Here is a 25,951-nt window from a genome sequence, read left to right on the forward strand (position 1 = left end):
AGCGCCGAGCGACAAGCGAGGAACAGGAAAAGCCGGAAAAGAGCACTTATTTTGTTGAATCCGGACGATGTTTCAGAATTCACAACCGGCCGTTCGCAATAGTGGAACGAACTTGAAGCCGCAGAACGTGTTAATCGCGCAATGCAATCTGGCGCCGGTGGCGCATCTGACCTATAGCGCCGCACGGGCGACCGCCCGCGACACTTCTCACCGAGCAAAACGCAGGATCGCGCTCGAAACGGACAGCTTCGAGTTGCCGCTGCGGGTCGGCAACCGCCGACCGTACCGCTGCCCATCCGGCGTCTGAGATTCCTATATTTGCGCCGCGCGCCCCGCGGCGATTTCGCGGAGACTAGCTATTGGCGTCGGCGCCTGCGTCTGCAAGCGCTTGGGGGCCCATACCAGCTCATACAGGGCTCGGGGTGGCTTATGAGAGCCTGCCGGTTTGTGGAGCGCAAGCTACGGCCCGAAGCACCGGAAGGACGACCGAATGACTGAAATGCGAGCGAAGTGGCGGTACCCATCGCTCCATATCCAGCGGCCTCATATCCAGCAACTAGCCTATGCCACGAACCGGACGGGCCGGGGCGTGATCTTTGAGGTTGAACGCATAGAACCATAGCGTTCGGCCGGCTTGCTGCGGTCCGCATCGCGACGGTGCCGCTCGCTCAATGGGCAGTCCGTGGACCAACTTCAGATGATCTATTCAAACGAATTCATCGACGAAACAGGCCCTGACCCGATTCGGCTCAGGGCCGTTCAAGAACTATCGCGCCTCGCTACCAGCAGGCACCGTGCAGCCGCCGATATCGCTGCGCGGTCTGGACCGATCGCTGGGCTCGGAAGCTTCCAAGCTCGCTTGCAGCCGTCAGCGAGAACGATAGGTACCGACCAGGTTCATCCCCGAGAACGCCGACCAGCCGTTGACCATGACGTAGTACGTACCGGCCTGGACATTGGCGATGCGACAGACTTCCATGGCGCTGCCCAGGTTCGCTCGGCAGTCGTAATTGGTCGTCGTCGGCGACGAACCGTACTTGATGTACAGGTCGGCATCGCCGCGGTACCCGCTGGCGATGAACTCCAGATCCGAGGCTCCAAACGGCACGGTCAAGGCCCAGTACTTATAGCTGCCGGTCGAGCCGGAAATGTTGCTCACTGAAACGCCGTTGCTCAGGACTCCCACTCCGGTACCGGTATCGCCGGAGCCAGTGCTGGCCCGGTAGCTGCCCAGCAGACGCATTCCGGAGTAGGCGGACCAACCATTCACCATCACGTGATAAGCCCCGGCCCTAGCTTCGGCTATGCGGCAGGTCTCCGACGTGCTGCCCAGATTCGCACGGCAGTCGTAATTGGTAGGCGTCGGCGCGGAACCGTATTTGACGTACAGATCGGCATCGCCGCTGTATCCGCTGGTCGCGAACTGCAGTTCGGAAGCGCCCGACGGAACTTGCATCGTCCAGAACCGATAGCTGCGTGCAGCACCGGAAATATCGGTCTTCGCGACACCGTTGACCAAGGCGTCGGCTCCACCTTCGTCGTAGCTGCCGACCAGGCGCATGCCGGAGAACGCGGACCAGCCGTTCACCATCACGTGGTAGGTGCCCGCTTGCGCAGTCGGGATGTTGCAGGTCTCGGCCCCGCTGCCGAGATTCGCGCGACAGTCGTAGCTGCTCGTGGTCGGTGCGGAGCCGTATTTGACGTACAGATCGGCATCGCCGCTGTATCCGCTGGTCGCGAATCGCAGCTTCGACGCCCCCGGCGGAACGACCAGGGTCCAGTAGCGATTACTGTCTGTAGCTCCGGAGATGTTATCCACCGGAACTCCGTTGCTCAGAGTGCCTGTAGGCGACACCGGAGCGATGACGGCAACCGATTTGATAACAGTGTGCTGGGCTCCTTTGTCGTCGGTAACGGTCAAGGCGACGTTGTAGGTACCGGCCTTGGCATAGGTGCGAGTGGGGTTGATCTCCGTCGCCGTGCCGCCGTCGCCGAAGTTCCAGCTGCGCGATGCGATGCTGCCGTCCCGATCGACCGAACGATCGGTCAACGTGGCCGTCAGGCCGTTGCTCGAAACAGAGAAATCCGCCGCCGGCGGCGAATTCGCCGGTATCGGTGCGCCACGAAACGCTGCTACGCGATGTTTGTTCTCGATCAATACCCGCCGATTGTCGTTCAAATCAGCGGACCCCAAGATCTGACCGCCATACGTCAACTCAGGACTGGAGAAGTATCCGATTCTTGTTCCGCAGTTGAGGCCGGTTCCCATGACCGTAAAATACTTTGCGTCCGAAGTGCAGTAGCCTTGGCCATAGCGAAAATGCCTATTTCCGCCGGGGTTATCAAGGCTATCGTGATGCGCCCCCATCAAATGCCCGAATTCGTGGGCAATCGTATAGCCAATTAGATGCCAGCTGGAAACATAAGCAATCGCCTCGGATTCCCCGGCATATAGCTTGGCTAAGCCGGCTATCCCCCGGGTCGGATCTGCATATGTTTTCGAATCCGTGACCAGCAAGACGAAATCGGCTGCGTTGGCATTTCGCTCGCCATGAATTACGTCCATGTACCCATCACCAGGGGCGACTGCACGACGCAGATCGAGATAAGGATCCCCGGCTCTTGAAGAGTAATCCAGCTCCAGCACATTCGTCAGCTCGAGCGTAATTCCGACCTTCGAATTCTGGTATGCGAGATTGGCGCTAGCGATGCCCAAGTCCAGATGCGAACGGATGTTCCCGCCGGACGCGGCAATACGATCCTTAGCATCCTTCGAAATAGCCACCATGACTCGAATGGTGGCATCCCCGCCCACTTCGAGTGCAGCAGGGCCCGGCCCGACGAATCCGCTCGACTGTGGATTGGCAAGATTTTTGACCATCGGCCGAGGCGGAGCTTCCTGGGAGATCAACACCTCATCCCGCTCTGCCATCGATCCACTCATCGCCGCTACGGCATGCTCGCCATTCGACAGCGGAGAAATGCTGAAGGATCGACCGTCGATGCTCACGGTGCCTGTAACGCCATTGCCGCGCCGCACCAGAATCACGGAGTTGAGCGAGTCGTGAACGACCTCGCGGCCGGTCATCTTACGCGGCCTGGACGTTTCTCGTACGTGGCCGATCCATACCAGACCGCCGCCATCGGTATTGCGGGCGCTTTCCCGCACCAGTGTCACCCGACGACCGTCGATATCGGCTTCAATTTCAGATACCGTTTCCGATACTGCAGCCGAATTGACTCGCATGATCCGTCGGCTCGTTGAATCCGGCAGTGCAACGGCATCGACGGCACGCAGATCTGCTGAAGACGGGTTGATCTCGCCTACGAACAAAGGCTCGCCCGCACAGGCGAATGCACTGACAGTAAGCGCCCCCACCGTGAACACGGGGCGCAATAGAGTGTGAACGTCTAGACTCATTAGCTTGCTATATTCCGTTATTGTTGAGAGCTGAACTTCCTTAATCCACAGCAGGCGAAACGCTTACTGCATCTTGATATCGGAATGCCAGTCCGCCTTTTTAGCAGGGACAGATACTTACTCCCAGTCTCAAAATGCGAACCTCACATTCCACTTTTAGCAACGGCCCACTCGGATCGCAGGACGTGCCTCGCCCCGCTCGTCATGCACTCTAAAGAAACGAATTGGCGATAAGCCACTGTCGATCTGGAGTCTCATCGATTCACGGCTGAAGTCCTGAGTGCCGTTCAACTGCGCAGGCGACGCATCCACTGCAACGCGCCGGTCGCCGGCAATGCAAAGCAGGCGCCGCGCAGCTGTCGCCGCACGGCGCCCGGATCGATCACCTGAATCGGAAGCTTCCAAGCTCGCTTGCAGCCGTCAGCGGGAACGGTAGGTACCGACCAGGTTCATCCCCGAGAACGCCGACCAGCCGTTGACCATGACGTAGTACGTACCGGCCTGGACATTGGCGATACGACAGACTTCCAGGGCGCTGCCCAGGTTCGCTCGGCAGTCGTAATTGGTCGTCGTCGGCGACGAACCGTACTTGATGTACAGGTCGGCATCGCCGCGGTACCCGCTGGCGATGAACTCCAGATCCGAGGCTCCAAACGGCACGGTCAAGGCCCAGTACTTATAGCTGCCGGTCGAGCCGGAAATGTTGCTCACTGAAACGCCGTTGCTCAGGACTCCCACTCCGGTACCGGTATCGCCGGAGCCACTGCTGGCCCGGTAGCTGCCCAGCAGACGCATTCCGGAGTAGGCGGACCAACCGTTCACCATCACGTGATAAGTCCCGGCCCTAGCTTCGGCTATGCGGCAGGTCTCCGACGTGCTGCCCAGATTCGCACGGCAGTCGTAATTGGTAGGCGTCGGCGCGGAACCGTATTTGACGTAAAGATCGGCATCGCCGCTGTATCCGCTGGTCGCGAACTGCAGTTCGGAAGCGCCCGACGGAACTTGCATCGTCCAGAACCGATAGCTGCGTGCAGCACCGGAAATATCGGTCTTCGCGACACCGTTGACCAAGGCGTCGGCTCCACCTTCGTCGTAGCTGCCGACCAGGCGCATGCCGGAGAACGCGGACCAGCCGTTCACCATCACGTGGTAGGTGCCCGCTTGCGCAGTCGGGATGTTGCAGGTCTCGGCCCCGCTGCCGAGATTCGCGCGACAGTCGTAGCTGCTCGTGGTCGGTGCGGAGCCGTATTTGACGTACAGATCGGCATCGCCGCTGTATCCGCTGGTCGCGAATCGCAGCTTCGACGCCCCCGGCGGAACGACCAGGGTCCAATAGCGATTACTGTCTGTAGCTCCGGAGATGTTATCCACCGGAACTCCGTTGCTCAGAGTACCTGTAGGCGACACCGGAGCGATGACGGCAACCGATTTGATAACAGTGTGCTGGGCTCCTTTGTCGTCGGTAACGGTCAAGGCGACGTTGTAGGTACCGGCCTTGGCATAGGTGCGAGTGGGGTTGATCCCCGTCTCCGTGCCGCCGTCGCCGAAGTTCCAGCTGCGCGATGCGATGCTGCCGTCCCGATCCACCGAGCGATCGGTGAACGTCGCGGTCAGGCCATTGCCAGAGAACGAGAAATCCGCGGTCGGCGGCGAGTTCGCCGCCCCAGGATCCGGAAGCGTTATCGTCTTGGTCACGATGGAGGTGGCGCCCTTGTTGTCGGTAACGACCAGGGTCACATTCCAAGTGCCGTCCAGAAAGTTATGTGCGGGATTTGCCTCCCCGGACGCTGCGTGATCGCCAAACCCCCAATAGCGCGAAACGATGCTCCCGTCCGGATCGACCGAGTTATCGCTGAAACGCAGCCTATTCGGATTCGGATAGTCGCCCGAGGTATCTTTCGAAAACGAAAAATCGGCGACCGGACGCAAGTTCGCCGTCGCCGGATCCGCACGAAACGCCGCCACGCGCCTCTTGTTCTCGATAAGCACTCGCCGATTGTCGTGCAAATCCGCAGTCCCCAACGTCACGCCGCCAAACGTCAGCTCCGGACTGGAAAAATACCTCAGCTGCTGTCGTCCATTATTATAGGCAGAGCAAATTCCGTACGACATGATCGTGTAGAACCTGTTGTCCGGGGTGCAATAGCCCTGACCATAGTTATACAACTTGCCATTATTGGCAGTGAACTCATCATGAGCCGCGCCCATCAAGTGCCCGATTTCGTGGGCAATCGTGCTCAGGTTAAGGATGTGCGACTTGCCAATAAAAGCGAACGCCTCCGATTCATCGGGGCGGAGCTTAGGGACAAAGCCAGCCGTTCCTATCGAGTTGTTGATGAACAAGACGATATCCGCGGCATTCGCATCTCGCGCGGCATGAATTTCGTCCATGTGTCCATCATCGCGCTTGATTGCCCGATCCAGGTCGAGAGACGGATTCTCCGTCGGGTAATTCACTTCCAGTATATTCGCCAGATCGAGCGTCATTCCGACCTTCGAGTTGACATAAGGAAGGTTAGCGTTGGCGACACCCGCTTCAACAAGCGAACGGATATCGCCGCCCGTCGCGGCGATGGCCTCCCTGGCATCCTTCGTAACAACGACCATGACCCGGACGGTAACGTCCTCGCCCGCATTAAGGGCAGCGGGCCCCGGCCCGACATATCCCGTCGATTCAGGATTCACTGCACTTTGTGCAGGACGAATCTCGGAGCTTTGCTCCGACGGCCGGGGCAACGATGTAGAGGGGATCAGCACATCGTCCCGCACCGGGGGCGATTCTTCCATTTCCGCCACTGCATGTTCGCCGTTAGGCAACGGTCGAATACTGAAGGGTCGGCCGTTCATGTACACCGTGCCGGTCACGGTGTTGCCGCGCCGCACCAGGATCACCGAGTTCAGCGAATCATGGACCACTTCGCGGCCGGTCATCTTGCGCGGCTTGGACGTTTCACGCACATGGCCGACCCATACCAGGCTGCTGTCGGTACTGCGCGCACTCTCCAGCACAAGCGTCACCCGGCGACCATCCAGGTCGGCTTCGATTTCCGACACTTTCTCCGACACTGCAGCCGCATTCACCCGCACGATGCGGCGATTGGACGCGCCGGGCAGCGCAACGGCGACGGAGCGCATACCCGCGGCAGACGGTTCGATTTCGCCTACGAACAACGGCTCTCCCGCATAGGCGGACGCACACAGGATGAGAGCCCCTAACGTGAACGAGGGCCGTAATAGAGGGTTTTTCTTTGAGGTCATGGCTTGCTGAATTCCATTGTCGTTGAGATCTGAGTTCCTTAATCCATAGAGAGCGAAGCGCCGACCACGATTCAGGACTTTCGCTTTGTTGCCCGCTCCTTCTAACAACGACCAGTCGCCCTGCCTAGATTCCAAACGCGAACCGCGTGTTCCGATTCGAGCAACCACATTCCATCGCTGCCGTCTTCACGACAGACCGCAGAAAATGTGAGCATGAAAAGGCCCGCCGAGTAGCCATTTCTCGGCGGGCCTCGTTAGGGTCAAGTTAAGTCTTCAGCACCCTTCCTGTTCGATGTACGCCTAGCTGCTTGCATTTCATCTGACCGTCATCGCAACCGGCGCGTGGACACGCTCTCGTACTATGCGCGCATCGACCGCCGGGCAAGAATCGCAACCGGCCTATCCCAGGCGCATCGACAGTTCGACGTCGTCGGCGAAGGGAATGGACAGATAGCCGGATGTCGGCGAGCGCACATGCGCCAGATACTCCGGGCTGTAGTCGGCGTTGTCGGCCACGATCAGCGCTCCCGGCCGCAAGCGGGCTTCCACCAGAGCCAGCACCTCGCCATACAGCGACTTGGCGCCATCGAGTACGAGCAAATCGATCGATTCGGGCAGGTTCGAACTTAGGGTCTGCAGCGCGTCTCCGGCGCGAACCTCGACCAGGTCGAGCAATCCGCCCTCGGCGATGTGTTGCCTGGCGCGCACGACCTTGGACGGCTCGAACTCCGTGGTAATGATCCGGCCGCCGCCGTTGTCGCGAACGGCCGCGGCCAGATGCAGCGTGGAAATACCGAACGACGTACCGAACTCGACGACGCTGCGGGCGAGGGATGCGCGCGCCAACATGTAAAGCAGACGGCCGGTTTCCCGAGAGACCGGAAGCCATAGATCCTTCAGCTTCTCGTAGAAGTCCAGATACTCGGTCTTGCTCTGCATCAGACGCAAGCGCTCATCGCGCGACCATTCGGCTACAGCCGGGCTGCTCGCCGCATCCGCTTCTTTGAAGAGTCGGTCGAGCAACGGCGCAACGGGTGAAACGGCAAGGGTGTTCATAGCGCTTTCTGCCTTGTGTGAGTGAAATCTCGTGTCGACACACAATACGAATAAACCGTCGCATTTTGTATTCGCATTCGAAGCAGCACTGCTAGACGAGGACGAATCGCTTGGTTTTATCGAGAAATTTCGATTGGATCGGCTCGCTTCAAGCTGACTGTTTGCGCGCACCCAACCTTCATCGTTCGCGTTTTTCGATTCGCGAACCCGCCCTCCCTGGAGGAAATCTCAAGACCGGCCGTCGTTTATGCGCGTCCGCACGCAGACGCGATTCCCAAGCAACGCGGCAGCGGTTTCTCTCGCCAGGGCCTATGATGCGACCAGTTCGTCACTCCAACCGTATCGACAGACCGGCCATGGCAGATCGCAAGCCCCCCAAAATCTCCTCGCGAAAGCAGCCGAAACAGGCTAGGTCGAATCAGCTGGTCACCGCCGTATTGCAGGCCGCCGCTCAAGTCCTGGCCGTGGAAGGCGCGCAACGGTTCACCACCGCTCGGGTTGCCGAGCGGGCCGGTGTCAGCGTGGGATCGCTGTATCAGTACTTCCCCAACAAGGCCGCCCTCCTGTTCCGCCTGCAGAGCGATGAGTGGCAGCAGACGACCGATCTGCTCAGCCTCATCCTGAAAGATGCCGGGAAACCGCCGTACGAACGGCTACGCGCCCTCGTCCATGCCTTCCTCCGCTCGGAATGCGACGAGGCCCAGATGCGGGTCGCGCTCAACGATGCCGCCCCGCTCTACCGCGACGCCCCTGAGACCAAGCAAGCACGCGCGAGAGGCGAACGCACGCTCCAGGCCTTCATGCGCGAAATGCTGCCGGACACTCCGAGAGCGACGCGGATGCGCGCGGTCGACCTCATCGGTACCACCCTCAGCACCGTGGGCAAGCAGTTCTCGGAATCGCCGCGGACCCTGCCGGAGATCAAGGCCTACGCGGATGCGATGTCCGACATGTTCCTGGACTATATCGAGCGGATCAGGCAGACCTGAGCGCGCGCTCCACCGAGAATATAGACGCTCGATCTCGCACATCGGGTGGAGTACGCCGCCCCTGCCGCTTCCCTGCGAGAGATCGGTTACCGCACTTCACGGACATGTAACGCGGTGTTCGTTACTTCCCTTCTTGCAGCGAAATGCGAGCGCCGGTGGATCGAAACGGCCCAAAGCGATGGAGGTTTGCATGTCGAAAGAAAACAAGTCCGCCCTCGAGTCAGCCAACCAGGCGATCAGGGCGGGAAATATCGAGGGGTTCCTGTCGTTCTGTACCGACGACCTCGAATGGACGACGGTAGGCAGGGAAACCATCAAGGGAAAAGACGCGGTGCGCAGGTGGATGCGAACCGCGTATACCGATCCGCCTAAATTCACCGTAACCGACTTGATCGCGGAAGGCGACCTGGTCGCCGCGATAGGGGAAATCGCGATTAATGACGGTCATGGCCAGCAGGCTCACAGTTCGTACTGCGATGTCTGGCGTTTTCGCAACGGAAAGATGGCGGAACTCAGAGCCTTCGTCATCGATCTCGACGGCTCGGCAACTTAGCGTTCGTATCCCTGCCGTTGCCAATCCGACGCACCGTGCGTCGAACCTCGTGGACACTCGGCGGCAAGCGCGAGGCCAGAGCCGGCCCCAGACCGAATGCAGCCTGGACGTGGTCGGTCAGGCACCGGCTTGCGTAGAACCACCCCAGCCGCCACAGGGCACGAATGATCGTAAGGGGTTCAACCGCCATAACGCGGGTAGACCGCGGGGACTGCGATGGGTCCGCGCTGCGATCGCTTACGTTGTCCTGCATCTTTCTTGTTCGTCGCCTGCGTGCACTCGTGCGCAGGCCGTTCCGTGCCAGGCGCATGGACAGCGTCGATGCATACCGCCTTTCCAGCGGCGATCATCAAAGCCTGGCCGCCGCCGTAATCCCTCACTTCGTCGTACTTGAACGGCGTCAGGGGCCGTCCGTCGGGATCGAGCAAGGCGAACTGCTTCATCCGCGACACGGCGATGAGCCCGTGCAGATCCCAAATCACCCCGATATCGCTCTGGTCGTACACCCGCTTGCCGTGGGTGTCGAACAATTCGAGCCGGTAACGCTCCGCATGCGTTTTTCGGTACAGCATCCTCTCGTACTGATTGAGCGCTTCCGGTGGTGGATTGAGCAGGTCGCTATAGCCGACGGTCCGCCCATAAAAGCTGCCGCCGTTGCGCGGCATACGCAAACCGGTGATGAAGTTGACCGCGACCCCCTGGTATTCCTGTTCGAACACCTTCGCCCAGCCCTGATCGAGGCCTTGGCGATCGAGGCCGGGGGAAATATCGTAGTACGTGATCGGCAGAACGGTTCGTCCCTTGGCGTCGAGCAAGCCGTCGCGAAGCTTCCTGGGCTCGCCTGGGCCGGCCACATTGCGCCGGACCCGATACCACGACACGGTGGGGTTCGCATCCGTGCCGGATTCGAAAATTCCGCTGTATTCGAACGGAATGACCGTCTCTCCGCGGGTGTCGATGACGCCGTAACGCTCTTCTCCCGAATCCTCCGAGCCCCCCGAGGGCGATTTGACCACCGCCACTGCCTGACCGTTCTGGAAATGCAGCTCGCGCTCGAACAGCGTCGTCGACACCTCCTTGCCCTGCCGGTCGAAGCCGCGCAGGCTCTGCAGGCCAATGGCTTTGAAGCCGTTGTCGCCAAGATCGGTGAGGAACTGGTAGCCGATCGGAATCACTACCCGGCCGGATCGGTCGACCACGCCGAAGCGCTGCTCGCCGAGCTTGCGGATCCGCGCGATATGCAAGCCGTCGCTCATCGCCGCCAATGTCTCGTGCGATGGCGCGCGCTGTCCGCGCTCGACGATCTTCGGCGGCTCGGGCTCCGGCACGGTTTTCCCGGAAAGCGCCTGATAATAGCGAACAGGGGCGCAACCCGAGATCGAGCACGCCAGCGCGATCGCAACCACCTGCACTGTTTTCGACATACGCTCGATCCTTGGGCGCGCCAGCAATCACGGAAGACCGCCATGATTAGCATGAATCTTGGCGCCTGCGGAAGGGCAGTCGCAGTCGGCGCACCGCCATGCAGGTTGTCGCGGCATCAGGAAGATCGCTCGAAACGCAGCGACTGGGAGGGTTACCAGCGACGCCAGGACTGTCGGCAAGGGACTGGCCCTCAGGCAACTCAACCGGACAAGCAGGACGTCGCCCGGTTGGGCGCCACGGGTTCGCGACAAGGCGAAGGAAACGAGGACGCATAGTCCGTCCTCGCCCCTTTGCTCAGATCAGTGCCACCGGACTATCGCCCGCGATGTGGTCACATCAGTGCTTGGTGGACGACCCCGGTTCACAGGGGGAACGGCAGCGGATTGGTGTGGTGGATATAGATGTTCACTACGCTGATCCGGCATTGAAGATGCAGGAGCGGGACGACCTCATTGGCACCGGGATCCGGCCAAACCTGCGACCGATAGATGTCGCACGTGGACTGCGCGAAGTTTCCATAGCCGCGATACGCAAAAAGCATCGCGTTATCCCACAGTTGCCGGAAGAACTCGACCGATTCCGGAGATGGCGCCACCTTCGCCGAAGTGGGCGCTGTCGCCGTGGCATACGGCTCTGCAGCCGTAGCGTTGTTCGCACCCAACAGCGTTGAGATAGCGAGCGCGCCAGCAAAAGCGATCTTCGTGATGTTCATAGTTCCGCTCCATGTGATTAAGAACAGCGAGCAATAGACCGCACCGGAGGTGCGATGGCTCCGTTCTTCGTGACGTAGGTCGGACGCCTGAATCCGCGCAACGAGCTTTCGACGACAATTACTGTCCCAGCCTGCGAGCGGCTCGGTTCAATAACTGCGCGGAGTCGGTGTGGCGCCGGATGTGGAGATCCACATCGCATATACAGACGAACTCGAACTAACGCATCCCCTACCTCTGACGACACGGGTATTCGGTTTTAGGGGCAGCGTCACAATCGATTGCGAGCCCAGCGCACAGCTCGCAACCAGGCGAGCGCAGCGGGGCGGTCCCCCGCGAGGACGCGGCACAAGACATCCGCCGGACGGCCCTGCGACCGCCATTACGCGGTAGCCAACGCAATCTGAATGTAGCTCACGCGATCACAGAATGAAGATTCGTGAGCAACATTACGGCCGACCAGTGCTTCCATCCTGCCAGGCAACGATCGCGACGCGACCGGTCGGCACTCGCCGATGCCGAGAGAAAGATCGCACCCTCGATCCAACCCCACGAAGGAGACCACCGCCATGTCGGATACAACCTCTCGGAAGCAGTCAAAGGACGCCGCGCGCTCGGTAGTCGTCACCCTGCAGAACAACACGCCTTTCGATCTGGAACTCAACAGCAATTCGGAGAACTTGCCGGATGGAAAATGGGACGAATATCCCCCGACCGTCATCAGGTCCGGAGAAAGAGGCGGGTGGAAATCCGAGTCCGACCGCTTCGCAAGCGGGACGAAGGGATCGGTGAGCTACTACATCCTCGACCAGTTGCGGAACTCGGTCTCGGTGAGTTGGAACGACCCCTATAACGGCAGCAACTCCGATGGCGGCGGCGTCAGCGATAGCAATCGGTACAAACTCGACATGCCGGGCTCGATCCACGGCAATAACGCCGAGATGGATTTCACACTCCGTTACCTCGGCTAAGACACGAAGGTCCCCTCTCGGGTTCGATGTTACCGACGCCCCGGGCCAGCGCTGTAGCTGCGCTGGCCCGGGGGCCGGAACGTGAAGGCCTCCTGGGGCACTCGGAGAGCCTGACTCGGTTACTCCCAGGCTACGCCCAGCTATTCGACGCAATGGCTCTGCTTCTCAGCGCTCCAGGCTGGCCACGGGGCGGCTTAAGGGCTGGACGTGCTGGTGCGAACATACCTTTTGAAGAAATCGACATAGCCGGCGTATGCCGCCATCGGATCGCCCTGGTAGCGTGGGTCCGCGTCGTAGGTGCAATACGCGCTGCTGCCGAACGCTTTCGCATACGCGCCACACAACGCCGGCCCGAAGTCCGGGTAGTGGATCGGGTCGTGCTGATTCATTTCCTGCAGCGACAACAGTCGACCCACTTCCTGGCTGTCGTAGATCAACCTCACCGGCGGATCCGGCTTGACGCCGGCGTTGACGCTGCCGATCGCGCTGCCGAACTGCTCGTGCTTCGGATGTTGTCGATTGAATGCAGCGGTGAACCGGGCGCGGTCGTCCTGAATCAGGAAACGCCTGGCGAACTCGGCGCCGGAATAAGTCGTCTGCGCGTTCACGGCGTAGACCGCGTTCACCCGCGTGGATTGGCGTGCGACCGGGTCAGGGCTGTCCGGATCGCGCATATCGTCCTGCAGCGCCGTCCACACGGCCAGGGTCCCGCGCGACTGCCCCACCAGGAACACGTTGCGCTTGTCGATGTTCAACGCTTCGGCATTGGCGCGGATGAATTGCAGCGCATAAGCAAGATCGTAATGCGGCACGCGCGGATCGCTGTCGCTGTTCGGCAACGCCTCGTTGGTCACCGGATGGCGGAACTCGATCGACGCGAACGAGAACCCCGCGCGCAGCGCCGGGACGACCAGCGCCTGGTACATCGGCGAGTCCTCCGGCAACGCCTTGCTCATGCCGTTCGGATGCGCCCAGACGATCAACGATGTCGGCGCCGTCGACGGCGCACGGTAAAAGTCGAACTGCTGCTCCAGCGTCCGCCCTCCCAGCGTCGGCTCCGGCCACACTTCCGCCCCGTAGCAGAGCCCTGGCCCCTTCACCCCCATCGGCAATGCCGTCGGTACGCACGCGCTGGCATCGGCGGCAAAAAAAGCCAGTGCCGCGCCGGTGCATAGCAAGCCCGCCCGCAGGCGCGACCTCGTGTTACCCATCGTTTCGTCCTTTCCCGGAATCATCGTTTCGCTCCATGAGTGATCGCCGGCGCGCGGGACGCGGCCGACGTCGCCATCCAACGCACCATCAGGCGAACGGTTGACGGGTGATTCCGACGAATCAGCCCACGAGCGCGTTTGCCGGGTCGACATCGTAGTCCCAACGACATCGCGCCCCAACGACAGCATCCGCTTCGGCAACGCGTCACCCGGGACCTACCGTCGCCAGTCCCTCGCGACCGCGATCTGCGCCTGGGTACGGCGACCGCCTCAAGCGCTCCGATAGAATCGACTGGGACCTGGAAGCTGATGATTGTCCCTCGCGAGACCGGACTGGCTTCGTACCGGGACGGACAACGGAACCACCCGCCCCCCTCGTACCTGATAGCGACTCATGACCGACACCGTCCTCCATATCCGCCTGGCCCTGTCGGGCGACCGACCTGCGCTTATCGAGGTCATGCGGCGCGCATCGCTGTCGGTTGAGACGGGCGAGGTACTGCGCCGGCTGATGGAAGAGCCGGAGCACATCGATATCGACGATCGCTTGCTCGCTTCTGGCCAGGTCGTGTTGGCGGAAAGCGCCGGGATTCCGATCGCTTTCGCCTCCTACCTGGTCGAAGATGGCCATGCCGAACTCGACGGCATGTTCGTCGATCCCGATCACTGGCGACGCGGGCTCGGGCGGTCGATCTTCGACGCGGTCAAACTGGAGTTGGCGAATCGTGGCGTGCGCAGCCTTCGCGTCGTCGCAGGCCCGGCGGCGGTGGACTTCTATCGCGCGCTCGGCTTCACCATCGTTGGCGAACGGACGACGCCCCTGGGATCGACGGTACCGGTGATGCAGATCGCCATCCCCTGAGCGGCGTCACCAGCGCAGACGAGCCCGATTGCGCTGCTGAAACGCTTGGTTTTGCTCGCCTCGTCGGCCCAGGATCGATTATCCCGTGGACATTTCGACGGCCGTCGCGCTCTTACAAACCGACACCCGCAGCGCCGACCAGGGAAAGGGCTGAATGCCGGCGCGAATTGTCCTGGACTCGCTGAAAAAATCCGTTCGCAACGGTTGACGCCCTCCTCAATGCATTGCGCACTTCGGTGGCGCTGGACTTGGCGCTGAACGGCAGCGCTGCGACACCCGCGACGTGGGGGCTGGCCATCGAGGCATCGCTGTGAACATCGCCGAGTTCGAGCGGGCGACCTACTTCAATCGGGCAATGATGTAGCTGCCTGGTCAGTTTTTCCGGCGCTGCTGGGCATGGCGACATCTTGCGCAGCGACGATTTGCCACTGGCCATTGCGTCGGACCCAAACGTCGGTCCATACGTAGCGGCCCTTTGATCCGTCCTTTTTCTCCCAGCTTTCACTGCCTTGGGCAGTCGCCGTGCTGCCGAAGAATCTGACTTTCACGCTGTCGAGCCGATTGGAAATGATCTGTTTTGCAGGACCGTTCTCGCGTGTGATCATAGCCTTGTCATATGCTCGACCTTTGGTGTCGGTACCTACAAAATCATCTGCAAAGTAGATCCTCCGCCTGGATTTATCGCCGGTCACGACGGACTCAGCCCAGTCGCGCGAGCATTCAATGATGTACCTCTCCGCCTGGGCGTAGGAGTCTGCTGAGTCCCCAGAGACATGCGCGCAGCCCAGGAGGGCAAATGTCAAGGCGGCTCCGAACAAAACCTCTTTCAGTCTCATTGATCCAGCCATGTGGCACCCAACTCCTTCTTGAGCGCGACGACAAGCGACTCGCCCGCGTACCGCGTCACTTCCAATCTATAGGCAATGCTGCATGCAAGCGGCGCTCATTTAATAATCAGCTCGCGCCCCGCCTTACCCCGATGCTTCGCCAGCAACGGCTGCAGCGGCACCTCCCACACGTTGTAGAGTGAATTATCCCAAGCCGCGATGCGCTTGAGATCGGCGGAGGTCTGTTCACGAGTACGCGGATACCCCTGCGGCACGGTGCGTTCGCTGCTGAAGTACAGCGTCTGCAGATCCGGGCTAAAACGAGCCTCGGCATCCGAGGTCGGACTGTTGACGACCTCGCCCAGCCATTGCGGCGTGCCCCAACCTTTCGCATCGCGAAAGACGACGAACAAGTCCATCGACTTAGTCGCCGGCTCGCGACGCGAGCCGAAGATCAGGAAGGATTCGTCCGGCGCGACCGCAGGATCGACATCGTTCTGTTCGCCGCCGCTGAACGACAACGGCTGCGGTTCTTCGTACTGTCCATCGCGCAGTTGCGCGCGGAACAACTGGAAATTACCTGTCTTGGAGTTGGGTTGCATGAAGTACACCGAACCGTCGGCGGCAACGGTCGGCGCATAGATCGAAGTGCTGCGATTGATCCGATCCGGCAGTCGCTCCGGCGCACCCCAACCGCTCGCGGTGCGGCGCACGCGCCACAGCGCGCTGCCTTTGCCAGGCCAGGACTTGCCGTTGTAGAAACCGTCGCCAGGTTTCCCGCCCGGTCGTACCGGCCGGTTGGAGACGTAAATCAGATAGGAGCCGTCTGGCGCCATCGACGGCTCCATATCGCTCCATTCGCCGGAAAAACTGGCTATCTGCGGTTCGCTCCAGCCGTTCACGCCACGATGGGATTCCATGATCACCGCCGTTTCCGGCGCCTGCCGTCCGAAGTAAACGGTGTTTCCGTCGGGCGTAAACGCTGGCGCGGCGTCATGCCCGGCGCCGGAGATCACGCCGGGCGAAAAGATCGACGGCGCGTCTTGCTGTTGCGCGGCGATAGCGATCGAAGGCGGAGATACGGCGACGGAGAAGGCCAGCATGGCAACGGATTGCAACAGGACTCTGCCGAGGGATGTCATGGAAGTTCCGATGCGATTAAACGGGAAAGTTACGTCCGCGGTTGACACCAATCCCTGGCCCGGATTCACGGCTCACGCTAGGCGCGCAGATGCGGTGGGGCATGTGCCACTAGTCATCGCTTTCGCCGGAATCGGGTGGCGTTCTTGTTTGTAGCGGGGATCGCTGACATATGTCAGTAGCGGTGTGCGAAATGGCGAGGTTAGCGTGAGGAGCGTACTGCCTGCCGGCATGGAGAACCTAGTGCGCCAGGTAGGACACGACCATTTCAGTGTCAACTTCGCTCGCGTGCCGCGCAAAGGCAGCGAACTGCAGAACTCGTCGTCGGCCAATTTCTGTGAGTGCGCTTGTCGTAGGACGGGACAGCGTAAAATTCCTGCACAGATGTCGACCAATCCAGTCAACCCTGGAAGCAGGCATTTGGATGGACTGTGCCCCCTGCCGTTGGATACGGCGCTAGGCCACCGTGACCGGACGACCCCAGCGCCAATCTGGCATTCACCGCCGTCGCGATCGGCTCGGCCGATGCGCCAGCCCGGCAACGTCAGTGGATCGTCAGAATCACGGCGCTTTTAGCGGTGCCCATTGAACACAATAATCTGACAATGCCGTATCAGCTCAAGCTTTGACCAGGCCAAGGTCTCGCAACATTTTCCTATAGGCAACCGACGCCAGGTCTGCGCCGAAGGATTGCTCGGCGTCGCTCGTCAGATCGACATATCTGGGTCGTTGCCTTTCCACCACAGTAAGGTCGTCCGTTTGCACCTTTTGCGAGAAGGCATTGACCTCCGCATCCGAGCCTAGCCTCAACGATTTATCGAATCGGATCGGGTAAAACCAGATGCACTGGTCCTCGCTGACCGGAGAGGCGCAATTGAAGATGGTAAACAGTCCATCCGGGAAATAGATATCCAGAACGGCAATAAAAGGCGTATGGATTCGGTAGGCACGACGCCACGCGAAATCCTTTGGCGACGAATGGCCGAATGGATAATTTCCAAGCGAGCTGCTGTATTCAAAACTGAAACCCCCATCAGACGATTCAACCTTGTACGCCGGCATGGCCTCGGTCGTGCAATCGTTGAAGGTCGCCCGATGCACGAATGGCAGGTGCGAAATATCCATGAAGCCTTCGACCTGGCGGCCAGCGGATGCATTGACGTTTACCGGCGGTGCCACCACCAGCCGCTGGTTTTCGCTCTCGTGCCCAGGCCCAAGGTCATAGAAGGCACCTGCTCCCAGGCAGGCCCATAGCAGACCATGAGACTCCACGGTCGGATAGGAGCACAGATCGAACCGCTTCAAGTTCTGCACTTGGGGATGAGCCGGAATTCTGAAACATGCCCCCAGATGGGCGAATTGCAAGCCGTGATAAGGGCACTGCAACCCGGCTTCACTCACAACTCCTGCAGAGAGCATTTCACCTCGGTGCGGGCAGCGGTCGTCTGCCACGACCACTTCGCCTTGAATTTTATAGATCACCAGCGGCTGGCCAAGCAACACGGCCGCCAGGGGCTTACCCTCCATCGTGGCTGCATCGAGGTCCTGCAATCTGGCAACTGGATAATAGTAATCAATGAGTTTATGTGAGTAGCTCATAACTCCTCCGATTGCAGACGGTCTGATTTTGCGTTGCCGCGCAGTCAGCCATGCCACCGTGCAACCAACGCCGCCGCTTCGAGGCGCCGGAAACGGTTAACCCGGTTCGCGCACTGCGCGATATCCGGTCAGATAGGTCCCCCACCAGGCCTGCAGTAGTGGCAGGACCACCATCAGCCCCATCGCACGAACTTCGCCGTGGCCGCCGCTTCCGCCCAGCCATCCGATGGTTGCCACCACCGCTACCGCGCCTAGCGCGCCGCTTACGCGTTGCACGATGTGGACGAGCGTGGCGGCGCCGCCGATGTCCTTCCGATCCACGGCCGCATAGGCGGCCGTGGTGGCCGGGTTCGTCGTCCAGGCCGATCCGATGCCGCGGACAAACATAAGCACCGCAGCGATGTCGGACGGCACCGTGACCAGGGCAAACGGCGCCGCGGATACCGCCAGCATGGCCGCTCCGGCCAGGACCACGGGTCGGGGGCCGAAGCGGTCCACCAGGTTACCGGCGAGATACAGTGCGCAGGCCGTTCCGGCTCCCATGAATACCAACATCACGCCGATCTGCGAGTGGCTCATCTCATGCTTGGCGTGGAAGTACAGCGGGAACAACAGCAGCCCGCCGAACAGGTTGGCGCTGTTTGCCACGCCCAGCAGCGACGACGCGCGGAACTGACGATTTCGCATCAGCTCCAGCGACAGGAGCGAAGATGCGCTCGTACGCGCAACCGCGACGAACAGGACCAGAAGCACGGCGCTGCCGCCGATGGACAGCCAACCGTTCCCCGAAGGATGGCGGGAGGTGATCTCCGCCGCGCCGTACAGAGCCAAGGGCAGTCCGGTCACGATGAGGACAAGTTGTCCCAGAGGAAGCCTGAGACCGTGCTGGGCGACGCCCCCCGGCATCACCTTCGCCGCCCACACCGCGGCGATCGCTCCCAGCGGCACGTTGATCCAGAACAGCCACCGCCATGAGGCGACGTCGACCAACCAGCCGCCGATGCCCGGCCCGATCGCCGCGGCCAGACTGATCAAGGTGCCGACAACGCCGAGGACGCGGCCCAACTGGTCGCGCTCGGCGCCTCCTATCAAGATGGCGTGCCCGGTCGGAAGCAGGATGCCGGCGGCCAGCCCTTGGACGATACGAGCGGCAATCAGCGTGTCGAGACTGGTCGCAAACGCGCAGCCTATCGATGCGCCAATGAAGGCCGCCAACGCGGCGCCCCAGACCCGCCCGTGCCCGAACCGGCTGCCGAACCAGGCCGAGGTCGGTAGCGAAACGGCGATGGCGATGAGATAGCTGGAAATGACCCACTGCGCGTCTTCGAGAGGTGCGTTCAGATCCGCTTGCACGCAGATCAGGGCGAGACCGGCGAGGGTAGCGTCCAGCATCACCAGCATGCCGCCCATGCCGGAGACCAGACCGATGGACCACACTCGTCGTGGTATGCGCGAGGGGCTCATGACGCGGGTGTGCGCGAGAAGATCCATGCGGAGGGCGAGCCGCCGGCGGCAGTGGCTGCGTCTACCGCGCCCTGAAGATCGGCCTTGTGCTCGACGCCGACCAACCACGCCCAGCCTATCGCCACAACGAACGCGACGACGGCGGCTACCCAGCGAAGCCGCGTTGGCAGGGTGCCGCGGTTGCGATGGATTATCTCCAGCACATGCCGCGACGCCACGCTGAGGGCCAGCACGGTGACGATGGTGGCGAATGCATGGCCATTGGCTTTTATGGCACTGCCCATGTGGCTGGAAAGCATCAAGAAGACGACAGCGGGCAGGAGAAATGAATGCTGGTTACGCCGATCCCAGCATTGCTTCTTGGCCGGGTCGGATCGCTCGCCCCGCATCACTGCGACCATCGCCTCGCGCGTCGCCGGATACAGATTGCCGAGTATGTTGACCGATACGGTTATTCCAAGCATTGCGCCGATCTGAATCATCGCGCCGTGCTGGGCGAACAGGTTCGCGTAGAGCGACGTCCAGGTCAAAATATGCAAGGCGCAGGCGAAGTAATAGATGGCCCTGTGATGCAGCGGGATACGATTGATCGCTTCATTGATCAGTGGCGCGCCTAGTAACCCGACCAACGAAAGAGCGACTGCTGCGCGATACGACAGCGACGGGTCGCCGGGGTCGAGCAGGTAGATCTGAGGTTGCCGGTAATAGACCAGACCGAAAAGGATCAGGCCGGTACCGAACAACCAGCGAATCAGATTGAAGGACAAGACCAGCCCTTCGAGATCGGACGCTTTTGGCCGAGTGATTCTTTCCGTTTTCCAGAATCCGAAGCTCTCTGCGTTCCAGACCTCCAGATCCGCCGACGACGAGCTGACGAATGGGCGGGCCCTCATCACCAGTCTCCGCAACCACAGCACGAAGCCCAACCAGGCGATAGCAGCAATGACATGGAGCCAGCGCACGATGTCGGTCATGAAATCGATCAAAGCATCCATCATGACGGCCTCCTCCGATTGATCCGCCGCGCGCTCTATCGTGCTGCATTGGTGCCACCCCACTTCGGTCGGCTCAGAGAATTCGACAGAAATCGAGAGGTTTTGCTCAGGCGGTGGACAGCCCCATTTGCCGCAATAGACGCCTGTAATAAACGGATGCGAGGTCCGCCGCGAAGGAGGCTTCGCTGGCCACCAAAGGAAGATGACGCGGCTGCTGGCTCTCGACCATCAGACGGTCCTCCGCGAAGATGCGGGCATTGAAATCCTTGACCGCCTCGTCGGTGCCGATATCGAAATCGAAACACACCGGCGAGAACAGCACGCTGCGGTCGCTCGCCACCGGGCTGGCGCCGTTCAAGATGTTCAAGCGCCCGTTGGGGAAATGCACCGTCAGGTGAGCCAAATAGGGAGGGCGAACGTCGAAGCTGCGACGCCACACGAAGTCCTCCACAGTCATTCCACTGCCCACGGCGTAATTCGATACCGTACTGCAGTAATCAAAACGCAACCCGTCTTCGTCGACCTGGACCGAGTATGCGGGCACTGCCGCGTTGGCAGGATCGGCAAAAGTCGTGGTGTGGACGTGCGCGAAATGCGCCACATCGATGAAGCCCTCCACTTGACGACCCGCACTGGCGGCGATCGGCACCGGATCGGGCGCCACTTGGCGAAATGCGGGATCGTCCCAATCGGAGCTCAGTTGCGGAAACGGCGAAGGTGAAGTCCCAAGACAGGTCCAGACCAATCCATAACGCTCCACCGCGGGATAAGTGGAGAGCTGGAACTGCCGTGATGGCGTGAGGTGGGGATGTGCCGGTATATGAGTGCAGCGCCCCTGCTGTCCGAATTCCAAGCCGTGGTAGGGGCATATCAACACCCCCTCTCGATGCTGTCCCAAGCTGAGCCGCGTGCCGCGGTGCGGGCAACGATCGGCTGCCACCACGATCTGTTGGCCGGTCCGATACAGTACGAGGGCGGTTTCCAACAGCGATGCGCAGACGGGGCTTTCGCGCACGTCCTCGCTGCGCGCTATCGGGTACCAATAGGGGAGCAGCTCAGCGTGCATGCTCGGTTGCCCATTGAGTCACTGCCTTGCGCTCGTCCGGCTGCATGTCCGTGGCGTTGCCGGGCGGCATGCGTTCGCTCTGCACTACGGCGGCGATCAGGCCTGCATAGAGAGGCAGGGTTTTGGGGGTAAAGACAATGCCGCGCGGAGGCGACGCCATGCCAGGGAAACTGGGCTGCGCGGCATGGCAGACCGCGCAGCGACGTTGAACGATCGCATCGGCGCGCAACAGGACTTCGCCGCCAGCGACTGAGTTTGCGATTGAAGTCGGGCTTAAGTGCTTGACCGGCGGCGCGGCAATGCTTGGCGGAACATAGGTAACAGCGTGAGCGGCGACCGGTTCGGTTGGCGTCCGCGGCAAGGCCATCCAGGTCATCCCCAATCCGAGCATCAGGACTGCAGCCGCGGATATCCAGCGCTGTGGGATCGGCATGACGCCACCGTTCCGGTGGGTGGCGTCGAAGACCCACCGAGCCCCAATGCTCAAGGCCAGCACGGTGGCAATGGTCAGGAACGGATAGCCGTTGGCGCGGACCAGACTCCCCATGTGGCTGGAAAGCATCAGGAACACGACCGCCAAAGTGATATGGGCATGCAGGCCGCGTCGGTCCCACAGCAGCCGGTCGATGGGGTCCGGCTGCTCGCCCTTCAGCACCGCCTCATACGCCTTGCGCATTCTCGGATAGAGCCACCAGATGACATTGGACGCAATCACTACGCCCAGCATGGCGCCGATCTGGATCATGGCGCCGTGCTGAGAGAACAGGTTCGCGTACAACCACACCCAGCCGAGGAGGTGAGCGACGGTTGCGACCATGTATAAGGTTTTGTAGCGCAGCGGTATGCGGTTGACGAACTCGTTGAGGACGGGCGCACCTATCAGGCCAAGCACCGAGACTTCGATCGCATCGCGGGCAGACAGCGGCGCGATGCTCGGGTCGACCAAATACGCCAAAGGCTGTCGATAGTAGATCAGGGCGAACAGCACGACGCCGGTGCCGACCAACCAGCGAATCTGATTGAACGACCAAACCAGGCCGTCCAGCTCTTCCGCGGTAGGTGCCGTGACTTTTGAGGTACGCCAGAACGACAGGCTGTGCGTGTCCCAGACCTCCAGCTCGGACCGCTGGTCCAGGAGCGGCTTCGCCCGCAATGTCAGACGTCTTACCCAGAGGCCACCACCGAGCCAGGCGAATGCGGCCAGTACATGCAGCCAACGGGTCAGATCGGCTGCCAAGTCAAGCAATGTGCCTGTCATTGCGGAATCTCCTGGTGCATCTCACGATCGCCACAAAGTTGCTTCGCGTGTCCCAGTGCTTGCGAGGGCGGCTATTCGACTGAACCGCCGGTTCTGTACGGGCCGAGTGATTGGCAGACGGACGGCCCGAGATGCGGCGCCATCGAGTCCGCCCTTCAAGACGCCTGGTCAAGCGGCATGAACGCGGCCCAGGCGTGCTTGTGAATTCGGCATGCGGACTCCACGCCCGGCGGGTGCGGCCGCGGCAAGAGACAACTCTGTAGCCCCGGGAAACAGGTGCAAGCGGTCGAACCGCTCGCGGCAGCTGTGCGGATCATTTTGCGGTTCCCCCCGTTATTCCCTTTCCCTACCAAGCCTGCGCTGCAGATGCGGTGCGTAAGGCAACGCTATCAAACAGGACGCGGGCTATTTCTGTGCACAGATCCTCATAACGCCGGACGCTCACCATTTCTCACTGGTATGCGGTGAGGGAAACTGAGCCGTTATTCCATAGACCGCATAAAGTTTCCAAAGCAACAGTTCGGCCGGCAACTACGCCATAAGCGACGACGGCGCGATAGCGTCAGGACGCACCAGGTTTACCGCTTCGATCAGTCCGCACTCGCGCGCGACAGCGTGGTCCACCGCCGCCCAGAAAATCGGCAGCCAGCCGCGTGGAAACACCCGAGCCAACTGCAAGCGCACCGCCCCGTGGTCGGCATAATCAGTACGCAAACGCTTTAGTCCTTCGCAGCTTAGAAAGAAGATACCGTCGTCGCGAGGCGCAAACCTCTCATCAGGATAACGCTCGCGAACGACTTTCTCGGCCATAAGGTCCCGCCAATCGGTCACGTATCGGCCGAAATCGGAAAGCTCCCGTAACCCGGAAAGGCGGCAGTCGTTCGTATACCAGCAACTGCGCAACAGCTCCGATACTCTGGCCAGGTTGTATGCGCGTGCTTGGCAAAGACTCATCCCTCTAGGACGAGGGCGGCCGCCATGCGACAACAGGGTTTTCAGCCTGACCGAGGCAACCGGGTCCAGTCCCAGTTGCAAGGCTAAACGCTCGATGGACGCATCGCGCCCTATATCGTCGATGTACAAGCTGTGTACGTCGGCTGGAGCAAATGGGTGATAGCTGACGTGAATACCCATAAACCGTCCCGTCCTTAGACTGACCCGCCACGCGGATCGAACACAGGCTTAGTTCGTTAGCCGTCGACTTCCCATATCTCAGCGCCACCCAGGTTCGCCATGATGTTGATGGTCCGCATCATCGAGTCCTGGTCGGGGTAAGACTCGCCATGGACCATCGGCTCCCCGTTCCCGCCGACCAGTCGCCAGCGCCATTGCCCATCGGTCACTGACCCGGTCAAGAACGCATTAGACAGTGAGCGCTGCCCGCCCGCCTTCATGCCTTCCCTATACACCTCGAAATGCGGCTTGCCAGCCATGACGGTCCCTCCCCTCATTACCGGGACAACGGCGCTCGACGGTCCCTGCGGCCAACAGTCGCCGGAAGCGGCCACAGCACATTGCCGAGCGCGCCCGGGACCTGTACGTGACCGAGGATGCACGAGCCTTGCGGTCCGTAGCCATGCAAGTCCTCGAAGTTGGATAAGAACTAGATGAGGGCGTCCAGGACCCTGCCCGCGTGAGTACGACGCGTTTGCTGAACGCCTCCATCTCAAGGGGCAACGTTAGTGGACTGAACCGCCGCGAGGGGTCCCTCGACAGGTACGCACATCACCGTCAGCTCCAGGGCATCGGAGCCGAGGACATTGGGGTAATTCTTCTCGTTCAAGTCGCTTAGATGCTGACGCATCGCAGCGGCCCCCTTAATGTGCTTTGCCTCGAATCAACGATCGCGACACGTCGAAGCGCAACTATGATTTGCGCTTATGTTCAGACACTGCCCCGCGGGCTACCGATAGCATTGACTAGGTCTTCGAAGCTGATAGATGCTGGACGTAAGAGCGCGTACCGATGGATTAAAGTCCGTCGCGTTCCCGCCGCTTTAGGGAACTACATCCGCAGGTCGCAAACAGGGAAAGTTGATGAGGAATTTCCATCCCAATAGGATGCTTATCGGCGAGTTGATTTCACGACCGTTCGATGCAGCGCGGCCTCGTGATCTTGGCGAGATCAACCATCGCGCCGAAGGAGCGAAGCGATGAAATTGATAAAGCTAGCAGCAACGGCTTGGTTCTGCGCGCTTGGCGCTGTAGCGTGCCAATCAGAAGCGACGCCGGGCTTACAAGGACCTGGGACACGAGAGCAACTTGCTCAGCAGCAGCCCGGACCCAAGACTCACCCGGCAAACGTAGAGCGAGCAATTCGGTCGACAATGAGCGAACAGTACGGTGGCGCCTTCGATTCCGGGCTTGGTTGCTGGCGATATGCCCAGGAAACGAACGGTGAGCGCTATGAGTACTGCATGGTGCCTCGCGGGCATGAACTCGTGGAAACTAGTCAGGGCCGAATGCTCTACTTTTTTGCGTCAAACCGCTCCGATATCAGGGGCAACCCCAAATACACCTACTCCTTGCCCGATTCCGGCGTCATGGGAGCCTTCGCCCTGAAGATGGACTCTTCCTCCGCATGGATCCTGACGGCAGCGACCAAGCATCTCGACTTCGGATCGATCGGTAATTGCGGCTGCGAATCCGCCAAGTTCGTGAAGCTAGGCCGGGAGCGCTACGGCTGGACGTTTGTCAGTGGCGGGGTTTGGCAAGGGATCGCTTCACTGTCCCACAGCCTGGTAGCTCCGCACGGCAAGGAGTTCGTCGACCTGAGCGAGGTACCTATGCAAACCGAGAGCGATCAGGGCTCGGAGTACAGGATCGAAATCGACGACTCTTCAGCCGATGAAGATCACTATCCACTGATCGTGACTAAAGTTGGCCCAGGCAGCGATTCTGAGCGGATGAGAATAATCTTCGACGACGCCCGTTGGCGCTATTCGCTGTCTAAGAAAGATGCCCATGACTGACGATAGCCCTTGATACCGTCGACGAGACACATGATGTAGCCGAAGCAGATTGTCGCCTCCCCGTAAACTCACTCCAACCCTAACCAGAGGTCTCCAGGCAAACTAGCCCCAAGGAGACCCAGATGCGCAAGAGCAAATTCACCGAGAGCCAAATCGTCACGACGCTGAAGCAAGT

At 60.6% G+C, this 25,951-nt stretch carries 21 protein-coding genes; 6 read left to right on the plus strand and 15 right to left on the minus strand.

Features of this window, described 5'->3' with window-relative positions; translation table 11 throughout:
* Nucleotides 1–112 precede the first annotated feature (112 nt).
* Nucleotides 113–307, plus strand: a complete 195-nt coding sequence (locus tag ACTOWK_RS21965; protein ID WP_441332216.1) for a hypothetical protein — start codon at nt 113–115, stop codon at nt 305–307.
* A 561-nt stretch (nt 308–868) separates the two neighbouring features.
* Here the strand turns inward: ACTOWK_RS21965 and ACTOWK_RS21970 are convergent.
* The 3 genes from ACTOWK_RS21970 to ACTOWK_RS21980 all read right to left on the minus strand — a co-directional run bounded on the left by ACTOWK_RS21970 (nt 869) and on the right by ACTOWK_RS21980 (nt 7,735).
* Complete coding sequence (locus ACTOWK_RS21970) at nt 869–3,421, minus strand: pre-peptidase C-terminal domain-containing protein (RefSeq protein WP_441332217.1); 2,553 nt, start codon at nt 3,419–3,421, stop codon at nt 869–871.
* Between the two features lie 420 nt (nt 3,422–3,841).
* The gene (locus ACTOWK_RS21975) at nt 3,842–6,679 is read right to left on the minus strand and encodes a pre-peptidase C-terminal domain-containing protein (RefSeq protein WP_441332218.1); all 2,838 of its coding nucleotides are present in this window, start codon (nt 6,677–6,679) and stop codon (nt 3,842–3,844) included.
* Nucleotides 6,680–7,078: 399 nt separating this feature from the next.
* Nucleotides 7,079–7,735 carry an O-methyltransferase gene (locus ACTOWK_RS21980; protein ID WP_441332219.1) on the minus strand — a complete coding sequence of 219 codons (657 nt, stop codon included), beginning with the start codon at nt 7,733–7,735 and terminating at the stop codon, nt 7,079–7,081.
* A gap of 356 nt (nt 7,736–8,091) precedes the next feature.
* On the opposite strand from ACTOWK_RS21980, the gene ACTOWK_RS21985 reads away from it, so the two are divergent.
* Together ACTOWK_RS21985 and ACTOWK_RS21990 are read left to right on the plus strand one after the other, a co-directional pair.
* Entirely contained in the window at nt 8,092–8,724 is a 633-nt protein-coding gene (locus ACTOWK_RS21985; protein ID WP_441332220.1) for a TetR family transcriptional regulator, read from the plus strand.
* Nucleotides 8,725–8,914: 190 nt separating this feature from the next.
* Complete coding sequence (locus tag ACTOWK_RS21990) at nt 8,915–9,277, plus strand: nuclear transport factor 2 family protein (RefSeq protein ID WP_441332221.1); 363 nt, start codon at nt 8,915–8,917, stop codon at nt 9,275–9,277.
* A 179-nt stretch (nt 9,278–9,456) separates the two neighbouring features.
* Here the strand turns inward: ACTOWK_RS21990 and ACTOWK_RS21995 are convergent, their stop codons facing one another.
* Together ACTOWK_RS21995 and ACTOWK_RS22000 are read right to left on the minus strand one after the other, a co-directional pair.
* Nucleotides 9,457–10,701 carry a WG repeat-containing protein gene (locus tag ACTOWK_RS21995; protein WP_441332222.1) on the minus strand — a complete coding sequence of 415 codons (1,245 nt, stop codon included), beginning with the start codon at nt 10,699–10,701 and terminating at the stop codon, nt 9,457–9,459.
* A 362-nt stretch (nt 10,702–11,063) separates the two neighbouring features.
* Nucleotides 11,064–11,414, minus strand: a complete 351-nt coding sequence (locus ACTOWK_RS22000; RefSeq protein WP_441332223.1) for a hypothetical protein — start codon at nt 11,412–11,414, stop codon at nt 11,064–11,066.
* 567 nt (nt 11,415–11,981) lie between these two features.
* Between ACTOWK_RS22000 and ACTOWK_RS22005 the strand changes: the two genes are divergently transcribed.
* The gene (locus tag ACTOWK_RS22005) at nt 11,982–12,383 is read left to right on the plus strand and encodes a hypothetical protein (protein ID WP_441332224.1); all 402 of its coding nucleotides are present in this window, start codon (nt 11,982–11,984) and stop codon (nt 12,381–12,383) included.
* Between the two features lie 194 nt (nt 12,384–12,577).
* Here ACTOWK_RS22005 and ACTOWK_RS22010 read toward each other — a convergent pair whose 3' ends face one another.
* Nucleotides 12,578–13,618 (minus strand): alpha/beta hydrolase, encoded by a 1,041-nt coding sequence (locus ACTOWK_RS22010; RefSeq protein ID WP_441332225.1) that lies wholly within the window; start codon nt 13,616–13,618, stop codon nt 12,578–12,580.
* Between the two features lie 370 nt (nt 13,619–13,988).
* Here ACTOWK_RS22010 and ACTOWK_RS22015 point away from each other — a divergent pair, with 370 nt between their 5' ends.
* Complete coding sequence (locus ACTOWK_RS22015; protein ID WP_441332226.1) at nt 13,989–14,456, plus strand: GNAT family N-acetyltransferase; 468 nt, start codon at nt 13,989–13,991, stop codon at nt 14,454–14,456.
* Between the two features lie 344 nt (nt 14,457–14,800).
* Here the strand turns inward: ACTOWK_RS22015 and ACTOWK_RS22020 are convergent, their stop codons facing one another.
* The 9 genes from ACTOWK_RS22020 to ACTOWK_RS22060 all read right to left on the minus strand — a co-directional run bounded on the left by ACTOWK_RS22020 (nt 14,801) and on the right by ACTOWK_RS22060 (nt 24,238).
* On the minus strand, nt 14,801–15,292 hold the full coding sequence (locus tag ACTOWK_RS22020) for a nuclear transport factor 2 family protein (RefSeq protein WP_441332227.1): 492 nt from the start codon (nt 15,290–15,292) through the stop codon (nt 14,801–14,803).
* Between the two features lie 107 nt (nt 15,293–15,399).
* Nucleotides 15,400–16,425, minus strand: a complete 1,026-nt coding sequence (locus ACTOWK_RS22025) for a TolB family protein (protein ID WP_441332228.1) — start codon at nt 16,423–16,425, stop codon at nt 15,400–15,402.
* Nucleotides 16,426–17,041: 616 nt separating this feature from the next.
* The gene (locus tag ACTOWK_RS22030) at nt 17,042–18,022 is read right to left on the minus strand and encodes a Rieske 2Fe-2S domain-containing protein (protein WP_441332229.1); all 981 of its coding nucleotides are present in this window, start codon (nt 18,020–18,022) and stop codon (nt 17,042–17,044) included.
* Between the two features lie 96 nt (nt 18,023–18,118).
* Nucleotides 18,119–19,513, minus strand: coding sequence for an MFS transporter (locus tag ACTOWK_RS22035; RefSeq protein ID WP_441332230.1), 1,395 nt, complete (start codon nt 19,511–19,513; stop codon nt 18,119–18,121).
* Nucleotides 19,483–20,484, minus strand: a complete 1,002-nt coding sequence (locus ACTOWK_RS22040; protein ID WP_441332231.1) for a urate hydroxylase PuuD — start codon at nt 20,482–20,484, stop codon at nt 19,483–19,485. Before ACTOWK_RS22040 ends, ACTOWK_RS22035 begins: the two co-directional genes overlap by 31 nt.
* Nucleotides 20,485–20,587: 103 nt before the next feature.
* Complete coding sequence (locus ACTOWK_RS22045; RefSeq protein WP_441332232.1) at nt 20,588–21,547, minus strand: Rieske 2Fe-2S domain-containing protein; 960 nt, start codon at nt 21,545–21,547, stop codon at nt 20,588–20,590.
* Nucleotides 21,537–22,805, minus strand: coding sequence for a urate hydroxylase PuuD (locus tag ACTOWK_RS22050; RefSeq protein ID WP_441332233.1), 1,269 nt, complete (start codon nt 22,803–22,805; stop codon nt 21,537–21,539). Before ACTOWK_RS22050 ends, ACTOWK_RS22045 begins: the two co-directional genes overlap by 11 nt.
* A gap of 531 nt (nt 22,806–23,336) precedes the next feature.
* Nucleotides 23,337–23,939 (minus strand): hypothetical protein, encoded by a 603-nt coding sequence (locus ACTOWK_RS22055; protein ID WP_441332234.1) that lies wholly within the window; start codon nt 23,937–23,939, stop codon nt 23,337–23,339.
* A gap of 56 nt (nt 23,940–23,995) precedes the next feature.
* Nucleotides 23,996–24,238: a YegP family protein gene (locus ACTOWK_RS22060; RefSeq protein ID WP_441332235.1), complete on the minus strand. Its 243-nt coding sequence runs from the start codon at nt 24,236–24,238 to the stop codon at nt 23,996–23,998.
* Between the two features lie 893 nt (nt 24,239–25,131).
* On the opposite strand from ACTOWK_RS22060, the gene ACTOWK_RS22065 reads away from it, so the two are divergent.
* Nucleotides 25,132–25,776, plus strand: coding sequence for a hypothetical protein (locus tag ACTOWK_RS22065; RefSeq protein ID WP_441332236.1), 645 nt, complete (start codon nt 25,132–25,134; stop codon nt 25,774–25,776).
* Nucleotides 25,777–25,951: the final 175 nt, after the last annotated feature.

The organism is Lysobacter sp. CA196 (assembly GCF_052078695.1).
Taxonomy (GTDB): domain Bacteria; phylum Pseudomonadota; class Gammaproteobacteria; order Xanthomonadales; family Xanthomonadaceae; genus Lysobacter.